The organism is Salipaludibacillus neizhouensis (genome assembly GCF_002886185.1).
GTDB lineage: Bacteria > Bacillota > Bacilli > Bacillales > Salisediminibacteriaceae > Salipaludibacillus > Salipaludibacillus neizhouensis.
Genome location: NZ_KZ614146.1, coordinates 627836 through 652201 on the forward strand (window position 1 = coordinate 627836; position 24366 = coordinate 652201).

At 36.6% G+C, this 24366-nt stretch carries 28 protein-coding genes and 1 other annotated feature; of the genes, 21 read left to right on the forward strand and 7 right to left on the reverse strand.

The genetic code is table 11. The features are described from left to right. Window positions 1–110: 110 nt before the first annotated feature. Together CEF18_RS02805 and CEF18_RS02810 are read right to left on the reverse strand one after the other, a co-directional pair. The gene (locus CEF18_RS02805; protein ID WP_110935078.1) at window positions 111–3032 is read right to left on the reverse strand and encodes a DEAD/DEAH box helicase; all 2922 of its coding nucleotides are present in this window, start codon (window positions 3030–3032) and stop codon (window positions 111–113) included. Continuing rightward, window positions 3013–3951: a hypothetical protein gene (locus CEF18_RS02810; protein WP_110935079.1), complete on the reverse strand. Its 939-nt coding sequence runs from the start codon at window positions 3949–3951 to the stop codon at window positions 3013–3015. Before CEF18_RS02810 ends, CEF18_RS02805 begins: the two co-directional genes overlap by 20 nt. A gap of 201 nt (window positions 3952–4152) precedes the next feature. Between CEF18_RS02810 and CEF18_RS02815 the strand changes: the two genes are divergently transcribed. Both CEF18_RS02815 and CEF18_RS02820 read left to right on the forward strand, forming a co-directional pair. Further along, entirely contained in the window at window positions 4153–4380 is a 228-nt protein-coding gene (locus CEF18_RS02815; protein WP_110935080.1) for a hypothetical protein, read from the forward strand. Window positions 4381–4526: 146 nt separating this feature from the next. After that, complete coding sequence (locus CEF18_RS02820; RefSeq protein ID WP_110935081.1) at window positions 4527–4796, forward strand: NifU N-terminal domain-containing protein; 270 nt, start codon at window positions 4527–4529, stop codon at window positions 4794–4796. A 108-nt stretch (window positions 4797–4904) separates the two neighbouring features. Here the strand turns inward: CEF18_RS02820 and CEF18_RS02825 are convergent, their stop codons facing one another. Continuing rightward, window positions 4905–5360 (reverse strand): GNAT family N-acetyltransferase, encoded by a 456-nt coding sequence (locus CEF18_RS02825; protein ID WP_223292215.1) that lies wholly within the window; start codon window positions 5358–5360, stop codon window positions 4905–4907. Window positions 5361–5363: 3 nt separating this feature from the next. Next, entirely contained in the window at window positions 5364–6191 is an 828-nt protein-coding gene (locus CEF18_RS02830) for a Cof-type HAD-IIB family hydrolase (RefSeq protein WP_110935082.1), read from the reverse strand. A 173-nt stretch (window positions 6192–6364) separates the two neighbouring features. Here CEF18_RS02830 and ctaG point away from each other — a divergent pair, with 173 nt between their 5' ends. The 17 genes from ctaG to CEF18_RS02910 all read left to right on the forward strand — a co-directional run bounded on the left by ctaG (window position 6365) and on the right by CEF18_RS02910 (window position 18684). Beyond that, window positions 6365–7279, forward strand: coding sequence for a cytochrome c oxidase assembly factor CtaG (ctaG, locus tag CEF18_RS02835; RefSeq protein ID WP_110935083.1), 915 nt, complete (start codon window positions 6365–6367; stop codon window positions 7277–7279). Between the two features lie 15 nt (window positions 7280–7294). Then, complete coding sequence (locus CEF18_RS02840; RefSeq protein ID WP_110935084.1) at window positions 7295–7921, forward strand: SCO family protein; 627 nt, start codon at window positions 7295–7297, stop codon at window positions 7919–7921. Window positions 7922–8066: 145 nt separating this feature from the next. After that, entirely contained in the window at window positions 8067–9362 is a 1296-nt protein-coding gene (locus CEF18_RS02845; RefSeq protein ID WP_110935085.1) for a molybdopterin molybdotransferase MoeA, read from the forward strand. Continuing rightward, window positions 9359–9901, forward strand: coding sequence for a molybdopterin-guanine dinucleotide biosynthesis protein B (mobB, locus tag CEF18_RS02850; RefSeq protein ID WP_110935086.1), 543 nt, complete (start codon window positions 9359–9361; stop codon window positions 9899–9901). Before CEF18_RS02845 ends, mobB begins: the two co-directional genes overlap by 4 nt. 2 nt (window positions 9902–9903) lie before the next feature. After that, window positions 9904–10380, forward strand: a complete 477-nt coding sequence (locus CEF18_RS02855; protein WP_110935087.1) for a molybdenum cofactor biosynthesis protein MoaE — start codon at window positions 9904–9906, stop codon at window positions 10378–10380. Then, a complete protein-coding gene (gene moaD, locus CEF18_RS02860; protein ID WP_110935088.1) occupies window positions 10373–10606 on the forward strand; it encodes a molybdopterin converting factor subunit 1 in 234 nt (77 codons plus the stop codon). The genes CEF18_RS02855 and moaD overlap by 8 nt, the downstream gene beginning before the upstream one ends. 146 nt (window positions 10607–10752) lie before the next feature. Then, window positions 10753–11061: a HesB/YadR/YfhF family protein gene (locus CEF18_RS02865; RefSeq protein WP_110935089.1), complete on the forward strand. Its 309-nt coding sequence runs from the start codon at window positions 10753–10755 to the stop codon at window positions 11059–11061. Window positions 11062–11256: 195 nt separating this feature from the next. Then, complete coding sequence (locus CEF18_RS02870; RefSeq protein ID WP_110935090.1) at window positions 11257–11451, forward strand: YjzC family protein; 195 nt, start codon at window positions 11257–11259, stop codon at window positions 11449–11451. 259 nt (window positions 11452–11710) lie between these two features. Beyond that, complete coding sequence (locus CEF18_RS25685) at window positions 11711–11878, forward strand: hypothetical protein (protein WP_183041044.1); 168 nt, start codon at window positions 11711–11713, stop codon at window positions 11876–11878. A gap of 219 nt (window positions 11879–12097) precedes the next feature. Further along, the gene (locus CEF18_RS02875; protein ID WP_110935091.1) at window positions 12098–13087 is read left to right on the forward strand and encodes a BMP family ABC transporter substrate-binding protein; all 990 of its coding nucleotides are present in this window, start codon (window positions 12098–12100) and stop codon (window positions 13085–13087) included. Further along, the gene (locus CEF18_RS02880) at window positions 13084–13599 is read left to right on the forward strand and encodes a DinB family protein (RefSeq protein ID WP_110935092.1); all 516 of its coding nucleotides are present in this window, start codon (window positions 13084–13086) and stop codon (window positions 13597–13599) included. The genes CEF18_RS02875 and CEF18_RS02880 overlap by 4 nt, the downstream gene beginning before the upstream one ends. 44 nt (window positions 13600–13643) lie before the next feature. Next, window positions 13644–13985: a hypothetical protein gene (locus CEF18_RS02885; RefSeq protein WP_110935093.1), complete on the forward strand. Its 342-nt coding sequence runs from the start codon at window positions 13644–13646 to the stop codon at window positions 13983–13985. Window positions 13986–14321: 336 nt separating this feature from the next. After that, window positions 14322–15254 (forward strand): beta-ketoacyl-ACP synthase III, encoded by a 933-nt coding sequence (locus CEF18_RS02890; protein ID WP_110935094.1) that lies wholly within the window; start codon window positions 14322–14324, stop codon window positions 15252–15254. A gap of 29 nt (window positions 15255–15283) precedes the next feature. After that, on the forward strand, window positions 15284–16525 hold the full coding sequence (fabF, locus tag CEF18_RS02895) for a beta-ketoacyl-ACP synthase II (RefSeq protein ID WP_110935095.1): 1242 nt from the start codon (window positions 15284–15286) through the stop codon (window positions 16523–16525). 182 nt (window positions 16526–16707) lie between these two features. Next, window positions 16708–17526 carry a DUF2268 domain-containing putative Zn-dependent protease gene (locus tag CEF18_RS02900; RefSeq protein WP_110935096.1) on the forward strand — a complete coding sequence of 273 codons (819 nt, stop codon included), beginning with the start codon at window positions 16708–16710 and terminating at the stop codon, window positions 17524–17526. Between the two features lie 90 nt (window positions 17527–17616). Then, entirely contained in the window at window positions 17617–17844 is a 228-nt protein-coding gene (locus CEF18_RS02905) for a hypothetical protein (RefSeq protein WP_110935097.1), read from the forward strand. A gap of 69 nt (window positions 17845–17913) precedes the next feature. After that, the gene (locus tag CEF18_RS02910; protein WP_110935098.1) at window positions 17914–18684 is read left to right on the forward strand and encodes a DUF3603 family protein; all 771 of its coding nucleotides are present in this window, start codon (window positions 17914–17916) and stop codon (window positions 18682–18684) included. A gap of 182 nt (window positions 18685–18866) precedes the next feature. Here the strand turns inward: CEF18_RS02910 and trpS are convergent, their stop codons facing one another. Beyond that, entirely contained in the window at window positions 18867–19853 is a 987-nt protein-coding gene (gene trpS, locus CEF18_RS02915) for a tryptophan--tRNA ligase (protein ID WP_110935099.1), read from the reverse strand. Between the two features lie 76 nt (window positions 19854–19929). Next, window positions 19930–20181: a binding site (T-box leader), on the reverse strand. A gap of 175 nt (window positions 20182–20356) precedes the next feature. Between trpS and CEF18_RS02920 the strand changes: the two genes are divergently transcribed. Then, window positions 20357–21505, forward strand: coding sequence for a dicarboxylate/amino acid:cation symporter (locus tag CEF18_RS02920; protein ID WP_110935100.1), 1149 nt, complete (start codon window positions 20357–20359; stop codon window positions 21503–21505). Window positions 21506–21675: 170 nt separating this feature from the next. After that, window positions 21676–22230, forward strand: a complete 555-nt coding sequence (locus CEF18_RS02925; protein ID WP_110935101.1) for a TlpA family protein disulfide reductase — start codon at window positions 21676–21678, stop codon at window positions 22228–22230. Between the two features lie 28 nt (window positions 22231–22258). On the opposite strand, the gene CEF18_RS02930 is transcribed toward CEF18_RS02925, so the two are convergent. Both CEF18_RS02930 and CEF18_RS02935 read right to left on the reverse strand, forming a co-directional pair. Continuing rightward, window positions 22259–23263, reverse strand: a complete 1005-nt coding sequence (locus CEF18_RS02930) for a sodium:calcium antiporter (RefSeq protein ID WP_110935102.1) — start codon at window positions 23261–23263, stop codon at window positions 22259–22261. Between the two features lie 262 nt (window positions 23264–23525). Then, window positions 23526–24068: an HD domain-containing protein gene (locus tag CEF18_RS02935; RefSeq protein WP_110935103.1), complete on the reverse strand. Its 543-nt coding sequence runs from the start codon at window positions 24066–24068 to the stop codon at window positions 23526–23528. Window positions 24069–24366 lie beyond the last annotated feature (298 nt).

Sequence of the window (24366 nt, forward strand, 5' to 3'; positions counted from 1 at the left end):
CTTTTACTGTGCCCTTTTGACAAAAATGTATAAAATTATCAGTTTTTTAAAGATTGTTGTATCCGCATGAAGCGATTCGAGTACTTCCCTTCAATAAAACCAACCATTTACTAAAGTGAGAACAAAGTCCGAAGTTCTTCTCTGGAAAGCTCCCAGAGGGGGAATGACTTACCATGGACGAGTGCTTTTTGGAGTTTTTCTTTTTCTTTAATGAGTTGTCCAATTCTTTCTTCAATTGTTCCTTGGTTTGTAATTGTATGAACCGTTACAGGTTTTGACTGACCAATTCGATGCACTCTATCCGTCGCTTGTGCTTCTACAGCAGGATTCCACCATCTGTCATAATGTAATACCTCTGTAGCCTCTGTTAAGTTCATACCAAAGCCACCAGCCCTCAAAGAAATAACCATAAAAGGAATAGTGCTATCTGTTTGAAACTGAGCAATCATTTTTTGCCTTGCTTTTGACGACAGCCCCCCATGGAAAAAAGGTATTTCCATTTGATGCTGAAACTTTCCCAACCGTTGAAACATTTTACCGACAAAGCGATATTGTGTGAATATTAGACCTCTCTTTTTTTCATGTATCCATCTATCAACCATTTCTGAAGCAAGGTCCCATTTTTCAGATCGTCCTTCTTCAAAAAGAAAATGATTCTCTTCCTGAAATAACTGATCAGGGTGATTACAGATTTGTTTTAGTTTCGTCATGGTTTTAAATAAAAGTGCTCGTTGCACTTGTATCGATTGGTTATCATAGGCAGTCATCAGTTCTTCAACCGTTGCCTCGTATAGAATAACTTGTTCATCTGTTAAGGAGACAGAATGATCGATCATTGTTTTTTCAGGAATGGCAAGTTCATGAAATTGTGATTCTTTTGATCGTCTCAACAGGAATGGTTGGATGACATCGCGAAGCTTGGTAATGTTTTCCGCTCTTTTTTGCTCATTTTTTTCTTGAAGGAAAGTTTCGAAAAACCATGCTTCATCTCTTAATAAACCAGGAATTAATAAATCCATGAGACTCCATACTTCCAAAGGATGGTTCTCAACAGGAGTCCCAGTGAGGGCGATAGAATGTAAAGCATCAAACTCTTTTATCGCTTGTCGTAGCTTTGTGCGACTATTTTTAAGCATTTGCGCCTCATCAAAAATACATCCGGTCCAGCGTAGATCCCGTAAGTATAGGTGATCCTGCTTTGCAATTGGATAGGAACAAATGATGACTTGGGTTGTCTTCACATTTTGCAGGAATGACTCTTTACGGGAAGAGGGAGAACCCTCATGATGATATACCTTCAATTGAGGAGCGAAGCGACATAGTTCATGTTTCCAATTATGTACCAGACTAGAAGGACATAGAATCAAAAAAGGTGTCTCACTTTTTTCATTACGCAATACCTCATCGATATAAGTAATTGTTTGGACAGTTTTTCCTAACCCCATATCATCTGCTAAACAACAGCCAAGTTGAAGCTTCCGCATGTGTAATAACCACTGAACCCCTTTTTTTTGATAACTTTTCAAAATAGGCTCCCATTTATGTCTTAAAGGGTAAGGAATGTCATTTTTATTAAGTAACATGTCTGCTGTCTTCTTATCGAAGCTCCATTCGATGGAATCCTTGGATGATCTGATTTGTTCATCTTTGCTATTTGAGTGGTCAGGTATTGAAAAGGATTGAGCGTGATTTTTGAGCGCTTCAAAAATAGGTATATGTTTGTTATTGGAAGTATCCATCATTTGATGTAATAATTCATTGGCTGTCTCTAGATCCCACATTACCCATTCATCGTGAAGACGGATCATCTGTTGTTTCTGTTCGACAAGATCAATAAACGTTTGTTGATTCATGATATCTCCATTTAACTGCATTTGCCAGTTAACTGTTGTACGTATCCAAGGAGTGGTTGAGAAATTCTCTTCCTCCATATGAGGGAGAGATACTGTTGCAGTAAGATTCGGTGTAATCTTTTGTCTGAATTTTTCAGGGACTAGCATAGCAACACCTAGAGATTCCAGTTCTTTAACATCATTCAATAAAAATGAAGAAATTGTCTCGTTCGATAGAAAAAAAGAGGTCGCTCCTTGTTTAGGTAATAGCCATTCGCATGTTTTGAAATGAGATATCTCTTCTTCAAGCCAAGCCAGTGGATTTTTTCTGAAAGGATGCTGGCCTCTCATTACATTTGTTACGGAAATAGTTTTCCCAGTCGTCCATTCTTTCATAAACCACTCGAACTCCCAGTCTGTTAAGAGAGATTCGGGTTCATACATGACTATCTGAAGCTGAAAATCAATTGGATTTTCGCCTTGCCAATGGTTAATACATAAAGGATAAAGGTGTCTCGATAATTTCAAGGTTTTCCAGGGATTTTCAAGCGCATTCACCCACTCCTTTACTTGGCTTTCAGATGTTTTAGCTGCCAATATAGAAAAGTAGGGTTTGATTTCAGTTTGATATGTTTCTGAAATGAATACATAATGCTGTAAGTATAGAAAAAGAAAAGAGTCAATTAGCTTTGGTTCCAATATTGAATAAGTACTTTTCTCAGCAATGCTATTCACGGAAATTTTTGGTGTGGTCACCACGTTGCTTTCAATATAATTTGGTGTTTCCCATTGCCCATAAATACTAGGATAAAGTTGTCTCTTGTCAACTTGATTTAACAGTTGGTTTGTTTCATTAAGTAAAAAGTGGAAAGACTCATCGAATAAGAACAAGGATGATTCTGACAAGTCTTTAAGCAGGTGAAGGGATGTCAAAGGCACGATAATCCCTTCTACACGGGTTACATTGTTATTAGATTGTATTTCGATGGTCGCAGTATCGAACATCACTCCATAGAAAGAAGAACGGTGGTCGGAAAATAATAGTTGTTTGATCGTTAGTATATCTTTTTCCCATCGAATCGTATCCTCTGTTATAAAGGTTGGTTTCTTTGAAGTACATGAAAGCACAATACCTTTGTCCATATTAGAGGGATCAATTGCTGCAACAATATGCCATTGATTATTTAGAGCGGCTATCAAATTGTTTCAACTCCTTTTGTAACGCTGCAAAACCCTTGTACCGTTTTTGTAACACAAGTAAAAATAATTGAAATTGCTCGGGACAATCAAGATCTCCCAGTATAGCTTGAATGTCTTTTAACAATACAACAGATGATTCATAATGTTTCTTCGTTTTTTTTTCTATTAATCTCTCAATCCAATGCATATACAAAGGGATTGCTAAATGGGAATTGTTCTTCCTTACAAGCTTGAAAAACTGTTGTTCTTCCATCGAAAGGATCGAGGGGTCACATGGGGATAGGCTCCATAACTCGATTCCTTGTTCATATCGATGGTGATAAGATAATAATTGGAATAATGTTCTTCTAACTGGACGATGAGCAATTTGTTTCTGAAGTTCTTCAATGACGCGATCCACTAAAAAGAATTTAGCTTCCTTATATTCAATATGTTCATAATAGTCTTTATACATAGCAAAATGAGGACGAATCATCCAGTTGCTTAACCAGACTTCTATATCGTTTTTAATATCAAAAGTAAAACTTGGTATCTGTTTCGAAACTTTCAATGATTCCACTTGTGGAAACTCAGCATTTGCTTTCTGGAGAAAAATAAAATCTTCTTGTGTGGTGAAATGGAAAGGTATTTTACAAAGGTATCCTTCTAATAACTTTTCAATTTCTTTTTTCTGTATCGAAAAGGAGCCGCGTATTTTCAATTCTTTTTTTATTTCCATAAAAAAGGAGAGAATAAGATAGGTTTTTTCATTCGGACTGATTGTGTCGGTGTAATGTGACAAAGCTACTTCGATTATATTCCTTAATGAAGAAATAAAAGAAGGATGGTAGTTCCATTCTTCACATAGCGTCTTGACAGCTTGGCTATATTTATTGATCACATCAACTGATAAAGAATCGCTTTTTACATGCTTTTTCATGGAAGAACGGCCTCCTTTTAATTATTCACCTCTTTATTTTACAGATACTTGATAATAAGCACAAATGCTCTCAATTAGCTTAAGTTCAAGAAAAAAAGCGTCTTTTTTTCCAGGGATTACATAAGATGGTTCATAAGCAAACAAATCGATAACAAGGATTAATCATTCGAAAATAAGGAAGAAGTGGAGGTGAGTTAAATCATGGATCCATATCATCAAGTTAGGCCGAAACAGTCACGGTCAATTGCCATTGAGCCTTCCATCAAATTATTTGTTATTTCTGCTGAAATAGACTATTATCTTATGAACTTAAAAGAAGCTCTCGATACTGATAATACGAACGATATTCGTTTGTTCAAAAGAAGATTATCATCTTTAGTCAAGAAAAGAGAGAATCTTTTGATATATATAAATGAAACATCCGGCTAGCTGATATTCCAGCTAGCTTTTTTCACAGAAAGTATAAGCTGACGCTGTATTTAATAAAAGACGGCTATGCCGTTTTTCTTACTACATTAACATTCCGGATAAAACGTGTTAAACTAATAACACTTACATATAAGGAGGTTTTATGAATGGCAATTGAAGTTAGAGGCGAACCAACACCTAACCCGAATGCAATGAAATTCACAGCTAATAAAGTACTATTTGAAGGATCAGGAAGTGCATCTTTTAAAAAGAATGACGAAACAGATCATCCGTTAGCAAAAGAATTATTAGCTTTAGAAGGTGTGGATAATCTTTTTGGTTATCAGGATTTTATCACAGTTAATAAAGAAGCAGGAGCAGACTGGGATTCTTTACTTCCGGATATCCAAGCTGCATTTGAGAAAGTTTACGAATAATATCTATAGAAAAGCTAACTTGGTTTTAACACCAAGCTAGCTTTTTTTATTGCTCTAATAACCGTTTTTTTAATACCGCGGAAAGCAACCGTTTTAAAAGAATAAAATTTATGAAAGAGATCTTCCGTATCTTTTAGAAATAATATCGTAGAAGCCTAAAGAATTGTAAAGCTTCTTCGTGGCTGCATTACTGATTCCTGTTTCTAACTCAATGCCTTTATAGCCCTCTTGCTCGGCCCATTGCAACACCTTTAAAAGCAGTTTCTTAGCAATACCTTGTTGTCGATACTCCTTCATTACATATAAATCATTTAGCCAAATATACGGTCCACCTTTGCCCAGAGATATGCCGCTGTTTAAAAAAGCACAGCCAACAAAGATATCATTTAGCTCTACAACAAAGAATTCAGCATTTGAATTTTTCTCTAATGCAAGTGAGATCGTTTGAGTTAAAGGTGCGCTGTGGTCGTTATCACTAAGGCTGTTCATTTGTTCTTCCATTACAGAAGTAATATTTTGAATCGTGATGTCATCAGCAGGCTTATCAACTTTAAATATTTTCAAGTCCTACACGTCCTTTCCGTTTTTCAATGAGAAATAATCCTCTAAATAAACAGCAATCCCGTCTTTTTCATTTGTATCCGTTGTTTCATTGGCTACATTTTTAAGTTCATCGATTGCATTTCCCATTGCTATACCATGTCCTGCGAACTCTAGCATTTCTAGATCATTATCTTCATCTCCAAAAGCGATAACTCGTTCTTGAGGGATATTGTAATACTTAACAATTTCTTTTAATCCAACAGCTTTATGTAAACCAGCTTTAATAATTTCAATGACATGCCAAGGTGCTCCCCAAGATCTTTGCTCAATGACTTCTGCATGAGCATCTTTTAGAAGTTGTTTAATGCTTTGATGCTGGTCATCTTCTGGTTGTATTAAAATAGAAGTGGGATCCCGCTTTATAAGCTGATGAAGGTTTCCGCTATCGGAGGGAGTTTGATTTACCGTGAAAGCTTCAGCAAAACCTCTGTTCAGGTGACGCAAATAATAGTCATCCATTACTTCCACCATCATATTTTTTACCTGAAGAGCTTCACATGTTTCTATAATCGTTTTAGCCGTTTCTTTATCCAACGGAGAATGTATCGTTGGAAAAAGAGCAGGAGCGACAGGGTGATGGATAAATGCTCCGTTAAAGTTAACCATAGGTGAATCTAAGAAAAGTTCCTGATAATATTGACTGCTGGCTCTGTAGGGTCTTCCAGTCGCAATCACTATCTTGTGCCCTAACTCTTTCAATTGGGTTAAAGCAGAGTGATTTCTTCTAGAGATTACTTTATCATCTGTTAATAATGTACCATCTAAATCTACTGCGATTAAATAAGGTTTCATTAAATTTCCTCCTGTCAGCACTGTTCTTGTGTCCTAGATCTTCCAAGAATAAAAAATAGGATTTTAAGCAAAATCATGATATAAATATACTATATCATGGCTATTCCATGTTAAAATACCTTTGTGAAGAAAATAATAAACAAACATTATCCCTAAGGATAGGAGATAGAAAGATGGAACAATTTTTCTCGACATTTACTGCAAGAACGATATGGACACCCGAATTAATCCTTGTCCTAGCTCTCGTAAGTATCATATATTTTTTAATAATTAATCGATTTAGGCATTTATTTGCTGATTCAAAACCAGTATCTCTAAGAAGACAGGTTTATTTTCATCTTGGTTTATTAGCTGTATACATAGGATTTGGAGGCCCACTCTATGTATTAGGTCATATTATGTTAAGTATGCATATGCTATCTATGGCGATTGTCTATCTGATTGCCCCACCTTTACTGTTATTGGGCATTCCTTCTTGGTTTTTCAAATCGATTGCCCAGCTAAACATAGTTCGCAGCATTTTTAAAGTAATCGGGTTTCCTTTATTTGGCTTGCTTTTATTCAATGCCATTTTTTCATTTTATCATATACCCTTTACTTTTGATTTCTTAATGACAAGTGAAGTTTGGCATAATGTTTATCAACTGGCAATGCTATTAGCAGCGATGCTAATGTGGTGGCACATTATCCCGCGACTCACAACGAAATATGAGTTATCGGAGCTAAAAAGAATCGGATACATGTTTATGAGTGGTGTTTTATTCACGCCTGCTTGTGCATTGATTATTTTTGCCAATGGTCCTTTATATGCTACTTATACAGATCCCTCAACATGGGCCGTTGCGATGAGTTATTGTCTTCCACCTGGTACTGACATGCCATTTGAAATTTTTTCCGGCGAGCAGGCTTTGTCTGTACTAAGCCCACTACATGATCAGCAATTTGGAGGGGCAATGATGAAAGTAATTCAAGAACTAGCTTACGCTGTAGCAATTGGTGCTACATTTAAACTATGGATGAAGAGAGATAAAGAAGAAACACCAAAACTTAAAATAAAAGAATATGATATGTATCAAACCGAGGGATAGAGAAAGAGGGGTTTTATGAAGAAGTTTTTGATTTTGGGGAGTACGGCAGTTTGTCTATTCATTTTATCAGGATGCAGCTTTTTGTATCAAGATGCATCGGAATCATCGCAGTCGGATGCAGTTATTGATGTTTCACAAACGGAGGAACCATGGCAAACTGCTGAATTTGAAGCAGTAAATCAATATGGTGACACTGTTTCTATTGAGTCACTTGAAGGCGAATGGTGGATCAGTAAGACAATTTTTACGAGATGTCCTACAGTATGTATGACAATGACTCCTAATATGGTCGAGTTACAGAGCGCTTTGGAGGAGAAAGGCGTCGATATAAGAATGGTATCGTTTACCGTTGATCCTGATTTTGATACACCTGAAAGATTAGAAGAATATGGAGAGTCTTATGGAGCTGATTTCAACAATTGGGACTTTTTAACAGGTTACGAATTTGAAGATATTCAACAATTTGCTCTAGAGTCTTTTAAATCGCAAATTCAACAAGTTCCAGAGGAAAGTGACATCATGCATCCTACACGGTTTTTCTTAGTCAATCCCGATGGTGTCGTTCATCGAATGTATAGTGGCGAGAAGAGTTTTGATCTTGAAGCTACCGTTGAGGATATTACTGAAATTACAGGATCATAAGCGCCACTTGCTGCCAATTACTCATTGGTAGCTTTTTTTATAATATTCTGCCAAGATTATAAGTAGATGAAGCAATAACTGTCGTTGGAGATATGTGTAATAATAAGAAATCACTCGTTTAGAAAAAAAGGATGTGTACATAGGAATGGTAGAAAAAAGAGATCCAATACAAGTAAAAGAAGCAGTATCTAGAGTGATGAAATACAGCAAAACAGGGGAATTAGAACATGTTTCTCTTGAGAACGCCGAAGGAAGATATTTAGCGGAAGATATTATAGCTGATCACCCTGTCCCGCCATTTGATAGATCGCCATTAGATGGTTTTGCTGTACAAAGTAAAGATACCAAAGGAGCAAGCTCAAGCAATCCTGTTCGACTAGAGGTTGTAGAAACGGTGGGGGCAGGACATGTTTCTACCAGTGTTCTTAAACCTGGGCAAGCTGTGAGAGTCATGACAGGTACAATTATGCCAGAAGCATGCGATTCGATAATCATGTTTGAACTTGCTAAAGAAGTGAATGAAAATAACCAAACATATATTGAGATAACTCGTTCGTTTGAAAAAAATGATTTTGTAGCGAAAGAGGGGGAAGAAACTAAAAAGGGCGAAGTCATTGTTAATGCCGGGAAAAAGATCACTGCTGGAGTGATTGCAGTTCTCGCTACGTTTGGATATGCGAAGGTTCCGGTAGCGAAAAAACCTGTTATAGGGATTTATGCGACAGGGACAGAATTATTAGATGTAGATCAGGATCTTGAGCCGGGAAAAATTAGAAACAGCAATGCTTATATGATCATTTCTCAAGTAAAACAGGCTGGTGGAGAGCCTTTGTACTTTGGTAAATTAGAAGACAATTTTGAACTGTGTTTTAAAGCAGTACAAGAAGCACTAAAAGAAGTGGATGTTTTAATTACGACTGGGGGCGTCTCCGTTGGTGATTTCGATTTTCTGCCGGCAATCTACAAAAAGCTTGGTGCCAACCTTTTGTTTAACAAAATAGCAATGAGGCCAGGAAGTGTAACTTCAGTTGCGGAGAAAGACGGGCAATTACTATTTGGCCTTTCTGGTAATCCTTCTGCCTGTTATGTAGGGTTTGAACTATTTACTAGACCTTGGATCCAAACTTATTTATTTTCAACCAAACCGTATCTTGAGTCTGTCAAAGGAACGCTGAAAGCAAACTTTCCCAAAGCAAATCCTTTTACACGATTTATTCGGAGTAAAATAGCCTTTGAGCATGGGAAAGTAGTTGCTCAGCCAATAGGGATGGATAAATCCCAAGTAGTAACCTCCTTAGCTTATTCAGATGTATTTGTTGCATTACCTGGCGGAACTAGAGGCTATAAATCAGGCGATGAAGTAGATATTATTTTGTTGAATTCTGAAGGGGATAGTGCTCCTTTTCAAGACCCGGTTAAATCAAGAAAAACTGACCAATGATTAACTCACATAGCAAAAAGCATCAAATTGTAGGATTTTCAAATTCAGGGAAAACAACGATAGCGAAAGCCCTTATTGAAGCAATTTCCAGGCGTGGTTTATCAGTAGGAGCGGTGAAACATCATGGGCATGGAGGTATCCCTTTAAAGCAAGAGTCCTTTGATACAGATTCGGCTAAGCATCGAGATGCAGGAGCTTCTGGGTCACTTGTTATCAGTGAGACTGAATGTAGCATGATCCTTTCAGATACAAGTCATCTGAATTTAGAGGATTTAGTCAGGATCTATGAATGTCTATCTTTTGATATGATTATTATTGAGGGATTTAAGCAAGAAAAATATCCTAAAACGATTATCATAAGATCTTCAGCGGATGAACATTTATTAAAAAGTTGTGTGGTCATTGAAGCAACGATATTCTGGGAGGAAGAGTTAGCGTTAAAGTGGGAGAGTAAAGGATTATTTCCTGTTTTTTTAATGAATGATCTAGAAAGTTATATACGTTGGTTTCTTCAAGCATATTGTAGAAGCGAGGGATAATAATGACAGTTAAAAATTTTGAGATAATTGAAAAACCAATTGAGGTTGATCACATAATAAGAAAAGTTGAAGACAGAAATGCCGGAGCAATCAATACTTTTATAGGAACAGTTAGAGAGATGACAAAAGGAAAAAAGACATTATATTTAAAATACGATGCTTATATTCCGATGGCGGAAAAAAAACTTGCCCAAATAGGAAAAGAGATTAACGATCGATACGCAGATGCAAAGGTAGCCATCACTCATCGCATTGGTGCATTGGAAATTTCCGACATTGCGGTAGTCATTGCTGTTTCAACTCCACATAGAGCAGATTCTTTTGATGCTAGCAGGTATGCGATTGAGCGAATTAAAGAAATAGTACCGATCTGGAAAAAGGAGCACTGGGAAGATGGAGAAGAATGGATAGGAGATCAATTAGAAAATAATGCTTATCCTTTAGGTGTACCGAAGGAGGAGGACGTAATAGATGATTAAAATTTTGTTGTTTGCAGAATTAGAAGAGAAAACAGGTAAAAGAGAATTAAGTGTCTCAATGGAAATGACTGTAGAGGAAATCAGAAAGAAGTTACTGAAAGATTATCCTCATGTAACGGGGTTAGCTTCTGCTATGGCTGCCGTTAACGAGGAATTTGCTGATGAATCTGTGAAGGTTAGGCAAGGGGATCTTATTGCGTTTATTCCTCCGGTTAGTGGAGGTTAACAACCCTTTATTTAAAAAGGTTTTAGGTGCGGTCTTTTGGAAACCGGTCCAGTTCCAGAAACAAGAGTGCATAAGATGCGTTAAGTTTTTATTATGATTAAAAAGGGAAACCTATACTTATGAGCATAAATTTGGAGGGGTATATAATGAATATGACAATTACAGATAAAGCATTCACCTGGTTTAAGGATGAACTAAATTTAGAAAAAGGCGATAATGTTCAATTTTTCGTACGCTACGGTGGATTTGGTCAGTTTCAATCTGGTTTTTCATTAGGTATTGCCGAAAAGTCTCCTGATGAACCTGCTGTTTCTACTGACAAAGAAGGTGTGACCTTTTATGTGGAGAAAAAAGATGAATGGTATTTCGATGGGAAAAGTTTTCAAGTGAATTACAGCGACGATAAAGGTGAAATAACATATGACCATGAAGATAGTAAGGAGAATAATCAATAAATAAGTGTTCGATTTAATAAGAGTGGGAGGTGACTTAATACTTAGTCATCTCTCATTTTTTAACAGGATCAAACTTTTACCATCTTAATGCTGGATTTACTATGATCCACCTTGATCCTTCATTTTTTCCAAGCATAATCTTTGATTTTTAGTACAATCTAAGAATACTGCTATTAAAATCGAGGTGAAGCAAGGATGGGGCAACAAAAACGTTTTAAGCATGGAGAGAAGGCTCCGAATAACGGCGTCTATATCGAAATTGGTGAGACGGGAAGTATGGTTCAAAAACCAAAACAAGTCCATTTAGAGGCAGGAGATAAGTTTCCAGAAAGTTCAAATCACAATCGTGTTTGGTCCTATAAAGTAAAGCCTGATAAATCGTGGGATTGACCACGATTTTTCTTTTTGCATATTAACCTGAATTCAATAACAAGAATGCGATAAGCCGTTTATTCTTCATGACAACAAATATATAATATTGTATGGGGACATTCAAAAAGGTAGATTTTTACTTTTTTGAATGTCCTCTGTATATGTTTTTCTACCATTCAGTAGTAAATTATCACGTCCACTAAAGAATGAATGTGATTTTTTTATTGTAATTTAGTCATTATTTTGCGAACCTTATAGAGAGAGTAGGTGTGTCATCTTGAAATTATTAATAGGGGTTATTATTTTTTCGATCGTAGCATTATCAGTATATGGATTATTGTTCAGATTTACTACTGACTGGCCAGTAGAAGTAATGGTAATTTGTTCTTTACTTTTGGGCGGCGCAGCAGAATGGCTGTTTTTTAAAATGAATAGAGAGAGTTAGCAATATATTTTGTCATAGTAATGTAATAAACGGAACTAGAGGAGATTTTGAATCTGTGTCGAATTAATTTTATAAAAGATAATAAATCACGGTATACACGGGACTAATCAAATGCATAGGTTAAGTCTGGCTGTTAATAACACTAGGAACGAAACCATCACTTTTAGAAGTATTAAAACTTATAACCTAGTAATAAACTGTGTGACAGGGAGTGCGTGAATGAATAAGGGAAAAAGGATTATTATCCTGTTTGTTATACCGTTAGTTCTTTTTTTATCCGGGTGTCAGCAAGCCCAAGGCAAACCTTTCGAAAAAGTGGGTCTATTACTCTCGCATCCAATCGATGATCAAGGTTGGAATATGAAAGGATACCAAGGAATATTAAAGGTCCAATCAGAGTTTGACGTAGAAGTCTTGATGAAAGAAGGGGTTCGATCAGAAGGAGCCGTTAGAAAATCGTTGGAAGAATTTGAAGAAGAAGACGTTTCATTAGTTATAGGCCATAGTCAATTATATGCGGATTTATTTATGAAGCTTAAAGGAGATTTTCCAAGCATTCATTTCGTAAGTTTCAATGGTGATGTTGAAGGTGAAAATATTACTAGTATTCATTTTAATGGTTACGCTATGGGGTATTTTGCCGGTATGCTTGCAGGAGAAATGACAAAGACAAACACAGTTGGAGTGATTGCAGCTTTTCCATTTCAACCTGAAGTAGAAGGCTTTGAAGATGGCGTAAATTATCAGGCCCCTGAGGTCGATGTAAAAGTTGACTTCGTAGAAAGCTGGGTGGAAGAGGAGGCAGCTCTCGAAATATTTGAAGGGATGAAAAATGAGGGTGCAGATATTTATTATCCAGCAGGAGATGGTTTTCACACAGCTATCATTGAAGAAGTGAAAAAAGAAGGGCTCTACGCGATAGGCTATGTCGGGGACCAGTTGGATCTCGGAGTATATACGGTCTTAACTAGTACCGTGCAGGAAGTTGAAAAAATGTATGAATATGTTGCTGAAAAGTTCAGTAAAGGAGAACTCGAAACAGGGAATAAGTACTTTGGTTTCTCTGATGGTGTAATTAGTATGGGGGAATATGGGAAAGAAGTTCCTTCAGAAACAATATCGTGGTTAAATGAACATGTGGACACATATATTAAAACAGGCCATTTACCGCATGAATTAGATGAATCGAATGGAGGAGGATCTCAATGAAAGTTCATACATTAGCTCCAGTTTCTTCCCGCGACTCCACACATTTACTAGGAGGCCTTATTCTTACTAGAGAACGCCTTCTCGCTCTTTTGGATGATATAGATGAATACGATCTGCATCATCATGTACATGATTTCCCCAGTGTTGGAGCATATATATTACATCTGGCTCAAATTGAGTGGTGGTGGAATAAAATGGTCTTGCGTCCTGATGGAATTACCGACTTGGATCGTGAACGCTTTTATTTTCAGGAAAAACAAGTTATCATTGCTCCTGAGGGGATGGAGAAAAGCTGGGTATTAGCCAGACTCGGTGAAGCTAGAATGCTAACGAGAGAATACTTCATGGAAATTTCAGATGTCGAATTTAAGAAGTCGAATTTGATCGAAAAAGATCAAGGTATGGGAGAATCTTATTCCCCTGAATGGGTCCTATACCATTTGAATTACCATGAGAGTTACCATTTAGGTCAAATTAATATGCTACTGAAGTGGATTGATGGTCAAAGATAAGATCATTCAATCATCTATTTATACAAGTTTAAGGAGTATGATGTATGTCAGAAGAACAATCAAAAGCAATTAAAAAATTAGCAGATCGAATCGTAAAAGGGTATGATATGATTCACCAGAAGAATTACCAAGAAGCAAAAGAACTATTAGAACCTTTAGTTCCTTTATTTCATCAAGAAGATAAACCAAATGTAACTCTTTTGTGCTATGTCTCGATTGCGCAAATTGGAACAAAAGACATCGATGCTTTTTTAACAACATATGAAGAATTGAAAGAGCAGACACCTAAGACAAAGAAAGAAGAAGCACTCATCAATCGTGTGGATGAAATGTTCCATGAACTTATGGAAACGATAAAAATTTCGCAAGATGATCAAGATATTTAAGCAGACCAAAGCCAAATGGGTAGTTATCGAAACCAAGCTCCTTTGCTTGGTTTTTGTTCTGTTCACAGATAGGAAGACTTGGACCATGTTTTCTTAAAGATTGTTGTTTTCGTCGAACAGAGAGTCTCGAATCTTACAGGGTCTAGAAAGCAATTTAAATAAAAGACGCTATGTGTTTTTCTTATTTAAATTCATATACGATATAAAACACTGTCTGAATACATTTAAGTGGTCATAGAGGATGACATTAAGTGGATAAACAATGACTCTTGCACTTTTCTTAGTACTAGGTCATAATCATAAGTATAAAAGATGTTTTGTTGAGGAGGAAACGAGATGCGAGCAGGTATATGGGGAATGGGGAAATACGTCCCGGAGCATGTCGTAACAAATAAAGATTTAGAAAAAATAGTGGATACTAGTGATGAGTGGATTCGAACACGGACTGGTATTGAAGAAAGAAGGATTGCGGCTGACGATGTAGATACATCTCATATGAGCTATGAAGCTGCAAAAGAAGCAATTGAAAATGCTGATATAAATCCGGAAGAAATAGATATGATTTTGGTTGCAACTGTTACTCCAGATCAAAGTTTTCCATCTGTATCATCTATGTTGCAAAAACAGCTGGGTGCTAGTAAAGCAGCAGCTATGGATGTTAGTGCGGCCTGTGCAGGATTTATATATGGGTTTGTTACTGCTAAACAATTTATTGAAACAGGAACATACAAGCATGTCTTGGTTGTAGGTACTGAAAAACTATCTAAAATTACAGATTGGGATGATCGTAACACTGCGGTATTATTTGGTGATGGATCAGGAGCGGCTTTATTAGGACCTGTTGCTGATGATAAAGGTATACTTTCATTTGAACTCGGTTCAGACGGCAGCGGTGGAGACCATATTCGTATGGAAAATCACCTTTTGATGAATGGTCGGGAGGTATTCAAATTTGCAGTTCGACAGATGGGAGAATCTTCTCTGAATGTGGTTCATAAAGCTGGACTCACAAAAGAAGATGTTGATTTTCTAATTCCTCACCAGGCTAATATAAGAATAATGGAAGCTGCGAGACAAAGGTTAGACCTTCCAATCGAAAGAATGTCAAAGACTGTCGATCGTTATGGAAACACTTCTTCAGCATCAATACCGTTATCACTTTGTTATGAACTTGAAAATAATAAGATTAAAGATGGCGATGTTGTTGTATTGGTAGGTTTTGGTGCAGGACTAGTATGGGGTGCTGTTGCATTAAAGTGGGGCAGATAAAGCATTAATGTTGAAAGGGGTTTTTTTTTATGAATAAACAAAGAGTCGTCATTACAGGCATGGGAGCTGTTACCCCGCTTGGGAATGACGTTAAAAGTACGTGGGAGAAAATAGTTAATGGAGAATCAGGTATCAAAGTTACTTCTAAATTTGAAAAAGGAATGTTTCCTGCCAGTGTTGCTGCGGAAGCATTAGAGTTTGATCCACTTAACTTCATGGAAGGAAAAAATGCCCGAAAAATGGATCGATTTACACAATTTGCTGTCGCTAGTGCAATCATGGCTGTTAAAGATGCGGACTTAACAATTGATGATTCTAATTCCGATCGCGTTGGAGTCTGGATTGGTTCGGGGATAGGTGGTATGGACACATACGAAAAGCAATTCCGTAATTATGAGAAAAAAGGACATCGAAGAGTTTCACCTTTCTTTGTTCCTATGCTCATTCCTGATATGGCTTCAGGTCAAGTATCTATCACATTAGGAGCGAAAGGAATTAATTCCTGTTCCGTAACAGCCTGTGCATCCGGAGCTAATTCAATTGGTGACGCATTTAAAGTGATCCAGCGTGGCGATGCGGATGTCATGATCACAGGGGGAGCAGAGGCACCTATCACAGAAATGTCATTTGCAGGCTTCTCTTCCGCAAAAGCTTTATCAACAAATCCGGATCCTAAAACAGCAAGTCGCCCTTTTGATAAAAATCGGGATGGCTTTGTCATGGGAGAAGGCGCAGGTATGCTCATCTTAGAATCATTAGAATCAGCCCAAAAAAGAGGGGCAACCATCTATGCAGAAATAGTAGGTTATGGTTCTAAAGGCGATGCTTATCATGTTACGGCTCCTGCTCCAGGTGGAGAGGGTGCCGCACGTGCAATGAATCAAGCTCTTGCAGATGCCGAAGTAGATCCTTCTGAGATAACTTATTTAAATGCACACGGGACAAGTACAGGACTAAACGATAAGTTTGAGACAATGGCTGCCAAGACTGTATTTGGAGAGCATGCAAAAAAACTTGCAATTAGTTCAACGAAGTCAATGACGGGTCACTTACTTGGTGCAGCTGGAGGAGTAGAAGCAATTTTCTCTATAAAAGCAATTCAAGATGGGATTATTCCTGCGACTACAAACTATGAGACACCAGATGAAGAATGTGATCTGGACTATGTTCCAAATGAAGCCAGAAAGCAAGACGTTTCCATGGTTATGAGTAATTCACTAGGATTTGGTGGACATAATGTAGCATTAGTATTCAAACGATTTGAGCAATAGTATTTAATAAAACCTGTCCTAAGTGGACAGGTTTTTTTGTGCAAAATAATATACAAGTATTCAAAGAACATTTGTTTTGTAAAGGTACTATCGTAATAAAGACACTTTTTTCTAGGATACATAGTATGTAAGCAGGTATTAAGTTTACATTTAACTAGTTAGAGAAAAGGGAGGTTGCAAAGATGATTAAACTAATTGATTCGTCGATAAGTGGAATGAAATACTATATAGAGAACATTCCATTTAAAGAAGCTTTTGCAAAAATCATTCCCTATAATCCGAATTTAAGTACAGAAGAATGGTTTAATTTTCTCTTGGATCAAGGGATGAATCCGTTAACGGAAGATACAAAACTCGAATGGCTCCAATGGCGAAGGAAATTAAATAAACCTCAAATAAAAAATCTCCTTGAAGATCTTCAAAAAGATTTTTCAGGACCAAATGTGGATATTATTCTATTCCCGTTAAATAAAGAACATTCGACAATGAATGACTTAGGTGGTAAAAATGGGTGCTCTTTCCCAAAATTTATTTTATTATTTTGGCATGAATCCGTGACTAACAATCACCTACAATCCTTGTTAATTCATGAATATCATCACGTAGCAAGAATATTTCATCAAAGTCAAGATGAACAAAAAATCACTTTAATTGAGTCAATGATTATGGAGGGATTGGCAGAATGGGAAGTTCTTTCGCGCTTAGGGGAGAATTATCAGGCCCCGTGGACGAAGCTTTATGCTGATCATGTTTTAGAGAAATGGTGGTATGACGTTTATCGTGAACATTTCTCTATTCGGGGTCGTATTCATCACCAATTATTGTTGTTTGGAGGGCGTGACGGGATCCCTCGCTGGTTAGGATATCAATTAGGTTACTACATTGTTAATAAATATTTTAAGCATAATCAACATGGAAGTGCTTATTCTAGATTATTAATTTCTCCAAGTGAGTTTTTAACTGTTATGAGCGAGTCTGGCAAAGCTAGCAAAAAGAAATAATAAAAAAGCAAGTCTTATTATTGTTCGGCGAATCATAGTATAGACTATCGTAATGACTGACCGTATGTAAAAAGGTGGGAGGGATGTACATTGCGTATCTTTTTCCTTTTTTTTGGATTTGTACTAGCTTTGACCGGTGGTATCACTCTTGTTGCTTATTTAAATTTGTTAACGATAGGATACAGTGTAATAGAATATTTATTATTTGTAGCTAAAAGAGTAGAAACATACCTTTTTATTATTGGGATCTTAATGATTTGGTTGAGTGGTATATTAATTAAAAGACGTAAAAAAAAGAATCAATTTACGAAGAAATAATAAAGTGTGGAATATAATGGATGATTTCTGCGAATACTGTTTGCAAGGAAATAGTTAGGAGGAACGTCCATGATCCATATGAGAGATGTTTGGGTAAATTGGTTTGAAGGGGAAGAGAATAGTTATAATGTTAGTGAATTTTTTGAATGGAAAAAGCATGATCGGATCGAGCTTATAGACCAAATCGTAGTTGTAAAGGTACATTCAAACCTAATAGAGTATATCGAAAACACGTTACAGGAGCTCCCAGAGGGGTTGTTATCTGATGTGTATAAACAAAGTTACCTTCGCCAGAAAAGTGAACGTAAACCTACGGAGTATTGTTTCATTGCAACAGATGGATCTAGAGCAATTATTGTAGATACGATAGGCTATCACACACCAATTAGAAAAAGCAGAATGGTTCCAAGACAAGAAGAGCAATTAAGATTGCTTGTTGAAGACTTACCTTTTCAAGACTATCATATGGATTATCTTGATTGTGAAAAAGAATATCATTTGCTATCGCCAGAACCTCAGCTTATGAACGGATTAGTAAGACGAGAAAAACAATTAAAGCAATTATTATTCATGGCGTTAGATCAGCTTTATGAAGAGGCTGAACTTGCTGAATTAAGATATTGGTATACGGAGTGGATCCCCGCAAAATATGCTGATATACAGCTTATGGGTTTTGACGATGTGTGGACATCCCTCTTCAATGATGTAAAAAGTGGTTGGTCGCCTCGGCACGAAGAATTTTGTCATGCTCTTATAAAAGGACAACCTTTCTTTGAGAAGCTATGGGCACTTCAGAATGAAGAAGAAACAACAAAAAAAATGAAAAACAAAAGTATATAAGCAAAACGGAATTTAGCACTTATGTGGAGGCACTTATGAATTTGAATAAGTGCCTCTGCTAATGGTGCTTTTTTAAAACAATTAGCTTGGTTTCTTAAAGATTGTTGGTTTACTTCGAACAGAGGTACTTGATTTCTCTCTTGGCAGCCAACGTTACCATTATTCTGTAAGACGTTTTATTACTACCGGTTTCTTCCTAGTCCCATTGCTTTTTCAGCTTTTTTCAGCATTTTAAATGCAGATTTATTTGCTCTTTCTGCTCCGCGATCCAAGTGGTCATCTAGCTCTGTGGAGTTCAACAACTCATCATATTTTGTTTGGATCGGTTTTAAAACAGAAACAACTGACTCTGCAACTGCTTCTTTAAATGGGCCGTATCCATTGTTTTTGTGTTCTTCTTCAATTTCCTTTATCGTTTTGCCGGAACATAAAGAATAGATTGTTAACAAATTTGAGACACCCGGCTTTTTTTCTTGATCGTATTTAACTTCATTATCGGAGTCTGTGACAGCACTTTTAATTTTCTTAGTTATTTGCTTCTCATCATCCAACATAGAAATATAACTTTTAGGATTTGGATTTGATTTACTCATTTTTTTCGTCGGATCCGTAAGTGACATAATACGAGCGCCAACTTTAGCGATTTTCACTTCAGGGATTGTAAAAATGTTGTTAAATTTATTATTAAACCTTTCTGCTAAGTTTCGTGTCAGCTCTAAATGTTGTTTTTGGTCTTCTCCAACTGGTACGACATCGGTGTTATAGAGAAGAATATCTGCAGCCATTAATGGTGGATAAGTGAGAAGAGCTGAGGATACAGCTTCTTTACCATCTGATTTATCCTTGAATTGCGTCATTCTTTCTAACTCCCCAATGTAACTTACACATTGCATCATCCAACCCAATTGCGCGTGTGCTGGAACCTCTGATTGAATAAAGAGGGTTGATTTCTCAGGATTTATTCCCACTGCTAAATAAAGGGCCGACAGACTTCGAATATTTTTTCGCAGTTCCAATCGATCTTGAGGCACTGTTATCGCATGTTGATCAACGATACAAAAAAAACAGTTATAATCCTCTTGTAGTTCCACGAAATTTTTCATAGCTCCTAGATAATTTCCAAGCGTTAATGTCCCACTTGGTTGAATCCCTGAAAAAATTGTTTTCATCTTTTATCATCCCTTCATGTCTTTTCGAAATTGAATTGTGTCTCAAAGAAAACAAAAAAGCCCATTCATCCCTGTGAATAGGGACGAATGGACCGTGGTACCACCCTGTTTATTTCCTTCATATTTCCTGGAAATCTCTCGTTACCCTCGCATCATAAATAAATGTAAGGGGTCTCTAAATAACGTTAGAGGGACCGGACAAACCTACTGAATGTTCAGCTTGTCAGCTCAAAAGGCCATTCCTTTTCACCACATGTTCTGCTCGCACCAACCGCAGACTCTCTGATCATGCTTCAGGAAAAGTACTCTTCTTTATCATAGCTGTTCTTTTTGAATTAACGTTATTATAATCTCTCTTGCTGGAAAAAGCAAATTGTATAGAAGTTTTACTATTTTGTCTATTTACAATTCAGTTGATTAATTTTTTAAAACAGTGCAGTATTAAATTATCAAAGAACAGATGTCCTCATAGAGAGGACACTCCACTGGAGGAAGGAAACTTTATGAAGTTAATTATAAAATTGGTTGTAGGTATTGTTGTTGGAATTATCATAGGACTTATAGGAATAGAATGGCTTTCACGTCTGGCAATTACATTCAAGGAAGTTTTTGGAGAATTTATAGGTTTTATGATTCCATTTATTATCTTATTTTTTATAGCCTCCGGCGTATCTAAATTAGGAAACGAGTCTGGTAAGTTAGTTGGATTAACGGTTGGTGTAGCCTACACTTCTACAGTATTAGCTGGAATAATAGCATTTTTTATATCGATATCAGTCATGCCTTATATTTCGTCTGAGCAAGTAATACCTAATGAAGGAAATGGACTTAGCGGGTTTATATCATTTGAAATTGAACCATTAATGGGAATAATGACTGCATTAATTTTTGCCTTTGTATTTGGTATTGGGATGGCAAAACTAAATAGTGAGGTTCTCATAAAAGCATTCGATGAAGGAAAGTCAATAGTGGAGTTTATCATTGTCAAAGTCATCATTCCATTACTTCCTTTTTATATTGCGGGCATTTTCACAGAACTTTCTTCGGAAGGGACTGTGTTTAGTACGTTGCAAGTATTCGGGATCGTACTGATTGTAGCCATCGTCACTCATTGGATTTGGTTAACAGTGCAATATATCATAGCTGGTATCTATAATGGAAAAAACCCTCTATATTTAGTGAAAACGATGTTGCCTGCGTATTTTACTGCACTTGGTACGATGAGTAGCGCAGCCACTATTCCAGTAACTTTGAAACAAGCTAAAGAAAATAAAGTGAGTGAAAATATTGCTGATTTTACTATCCCATTAAGTGCGACGATACATCTTTCAGGAAGTGTTATCACCATTGTAAGTTGTTCCGTTGCAGTAATGTCAGTATTGGATGGGTACAGTATTCCTAGTTTTCTTGAGATGTTGCCCGTTATAGCAATGCTGGGGGTCACGATGATCGCGGCTCCAGGTGTACCAGGTGGTGCAATCATGACTGCCAGTGGAATTCTCATATCAATGCTAGGTTTCAGTGAGGCGGCTATTGGTTTGATGATTGCTCTTTATATGGCCCAAGATAGTTTTGGTACAGCTGCGAACGTTACAGGCGATGGTGCAATAGCTTTAATTATTGATAAATTTATGTCAACGCTAAAAAAGTAACAATGAATTAAGATTGCTAGACAGAATAAAAAATAGCTTAATTATAAAACTATTGATGAACCGTAAACACCAAGAAGCTAATGAAAGGTGAAATTTAGCCTTTTCATTAGCTTTGCTTGTACTTTGTCCCTTTTTTCTTTCATACATATAGGAGAAAGGAGGGATTTCTCATGTTTCGTCAACGAATTCAATGGCTGGCTTTATGTTTAATGTTGTTTATAGGAGGAGCATTTTATCTTCAATCATCCAACGATTATATACTTGTGGAGAAAGCAATGTCTTCAAAAGAATCTGAGAAGATGCAAGCCGAAAATATGCTGTCTGGGTTTCAACTGCCGACATTGGAGGGCAGTACACTGGAATTTGAGGAGTTATTAGGAGAAAAAACGTTTATATTTTTCTTTGCTTCTTGGTGTCACGTATGTGCAGGACAATGGGAGGAAGTTTTAAAGGTGGAACAGCAAGTTGAAAATGTTAATATTATTGCGATTAATTTAACACAAGAGGAAGAAAATACAGAGCAGGTAAAACAATACTTGAATTATAAAGATATAGGAGATGTTCAAGTAGCCTTGGATGAAAAGGGAGAAGCTCGACAAAGATTCGGGGTAATTGGTATTCCAACTAGTTTCCTAATTAATAAAGATGGAGAAATAGAAACGAGATCAGATGGATTTATGTCATCTGAACAATTATTGACTAGAATAAAAACATCTGACAGGTAGACCCTGTCAGATGTTTTTATTCTGAAGTTTAACTGAGTGTAAAAATGATATAACTTGAAATAAGATATGCGACAACTAAAGCAGAGGAAGGGAGATAATAGTTTTTTAATGATACAGCTTTTGATCTAGCAAAAAGCATACCACCGATAATGATAATGTTTAGTCCTAGTAACGCGATAACTGTGAACGTGGTGACAGGATGAACCATAGTAAGAATGGCTTCCTGTCTGTAAAGTATATCTGCGAACACTAATATCATAATATTAAATAAATTACTACCTAATATATTTCCAACAGCTAGATTATAGTTTGCTAGTTGAATCGCAACAAGAACTGTAACCACTTCAGGGAGAGACGTCGCCCCTGCAATGAGGAAGGTTCCTACAAAGCTTGAACTAATTCCAGTTGACACCGCAATTGCATCTCCGGCAATTGTCAACAAAGAACCGGAAATAAAAATAACGGCAGCTGCAATTACAAAACCAACTTTTGCTTTTTTTAAAGAGATTGCTCCTGTATGATATGCCTCCGTTTCCTCTGACGATGCTGCAGTCTCAGGTACGGCAGAATTTGCATTCGATTTGCCGATAATTTTTAGACCTACAATATAAAAGATAACCATGAGGTACATTTCAATTCCAATATTCATAAAATGATAGCCAGAAGGAAGCATAACTGAAATAAATATGATTGCGGAGAGACCGAAGCTCATATACGCAGTGGTAATGTTACCTCGATCCACATAGGTTAAGACTTGTTTTTTTCGGTAGTAAAGATCTAAAATTGCGAGAATGAATAAGTTAAATAAGTTACTTCCTAACACATTACTGACGGCAATATCAGGATTATCAACGGCTATAGCGGTAATGCTTGTCGTTAATTCCGGTAATGAAGTAGCGCCTGCTAACAACAGTGTACCTACCATCATACCGCCAAGTGAGGTCCTTTCACCTATAATATCTGCATAAGTGGATAATTTAACAGCGGATAAAACAGTTGCAACAGCTGCAACAATAAATAATATGTACATCATGATTATCGGCTCCTTTTTTTCATAAAAATAGACCTTTTTATGAAAAGCCCTCTAAAGAAAAGAGATTTTTTCATAAAAAGGTCTTGCGTACTTTGGACATCCAAAGCTTCATGAACCGAGTACATATTGTACCGTAATGACGACTCATGAACCATTATAAATAGTGGTCGCTACTCCCCTTCTTATAAACGGAAGGTTGTGAAGTTATGCTAAAAATGTATCATACCTCCGCAAATGATGCAATATTTTTAGTGAGACTATTTTATAAGATTGGATGTGTATCATCTTTTGATATTTGCATATACTTTACGATTTTATCGTCTAGTTTTTCAAGCATTTTTTTTGCTTTTTCTTCGGAGATCTCTCGATAGTGATGGGTACCACCAGGTTCCTCATCTTGTTCATCGGCAATCGCAACAACTTCCTGTAATGGTTTACGTGCTATGTCACGTTGAGGCAGGTAGGAATCAGTGTGAAGTAAGATAGCTAAAGCAATTTCTTTAGCAGCCACAGGATTTTCTCCGAGACGAATCAGTAGCTTATGTGCTCTTTCTGCACCCTTAATGGCATGAATATCATTTTCCTTATATAAATCATAATCCCATTGGCCATTTTTATACCAAGTATAATGACCGATGTCATGCAGAAAAGCAGCTTTTACAGCTAAATCTGGATTAACCCCTCGTTCCTTTGCAAAGCGAAAAGCATGATACGCGGTTGATATAGCATGTGCTAAACCAGCTCGCTTGACATATTTTTGTGCAATATGATGGTTATATATATTCATAAGGGATACTCGACTCATGTAACATCTCCTCCTTTAAGATTTTCTAGCTTGCCCCTGAACCTATAAAAAAGTATATTGTTATATACTATACGTAAATCACCTTCAATTGTCAAAGGATTCAGCATACAGTTTTGATGAAAAATATAACAATTTGATGGTCGAAATTTATTATAATTATTACTCTCTTTAATACATTTCTTTAGCATTTTTTTAGGTGTTATTTATCTTGAATTAAACTATGGTGAGTTTAAAGTCTTTCTCTATTATTTAAAGTTTATTAAGATCGTTACTTCTATTTATAAATAATAATTCTAAA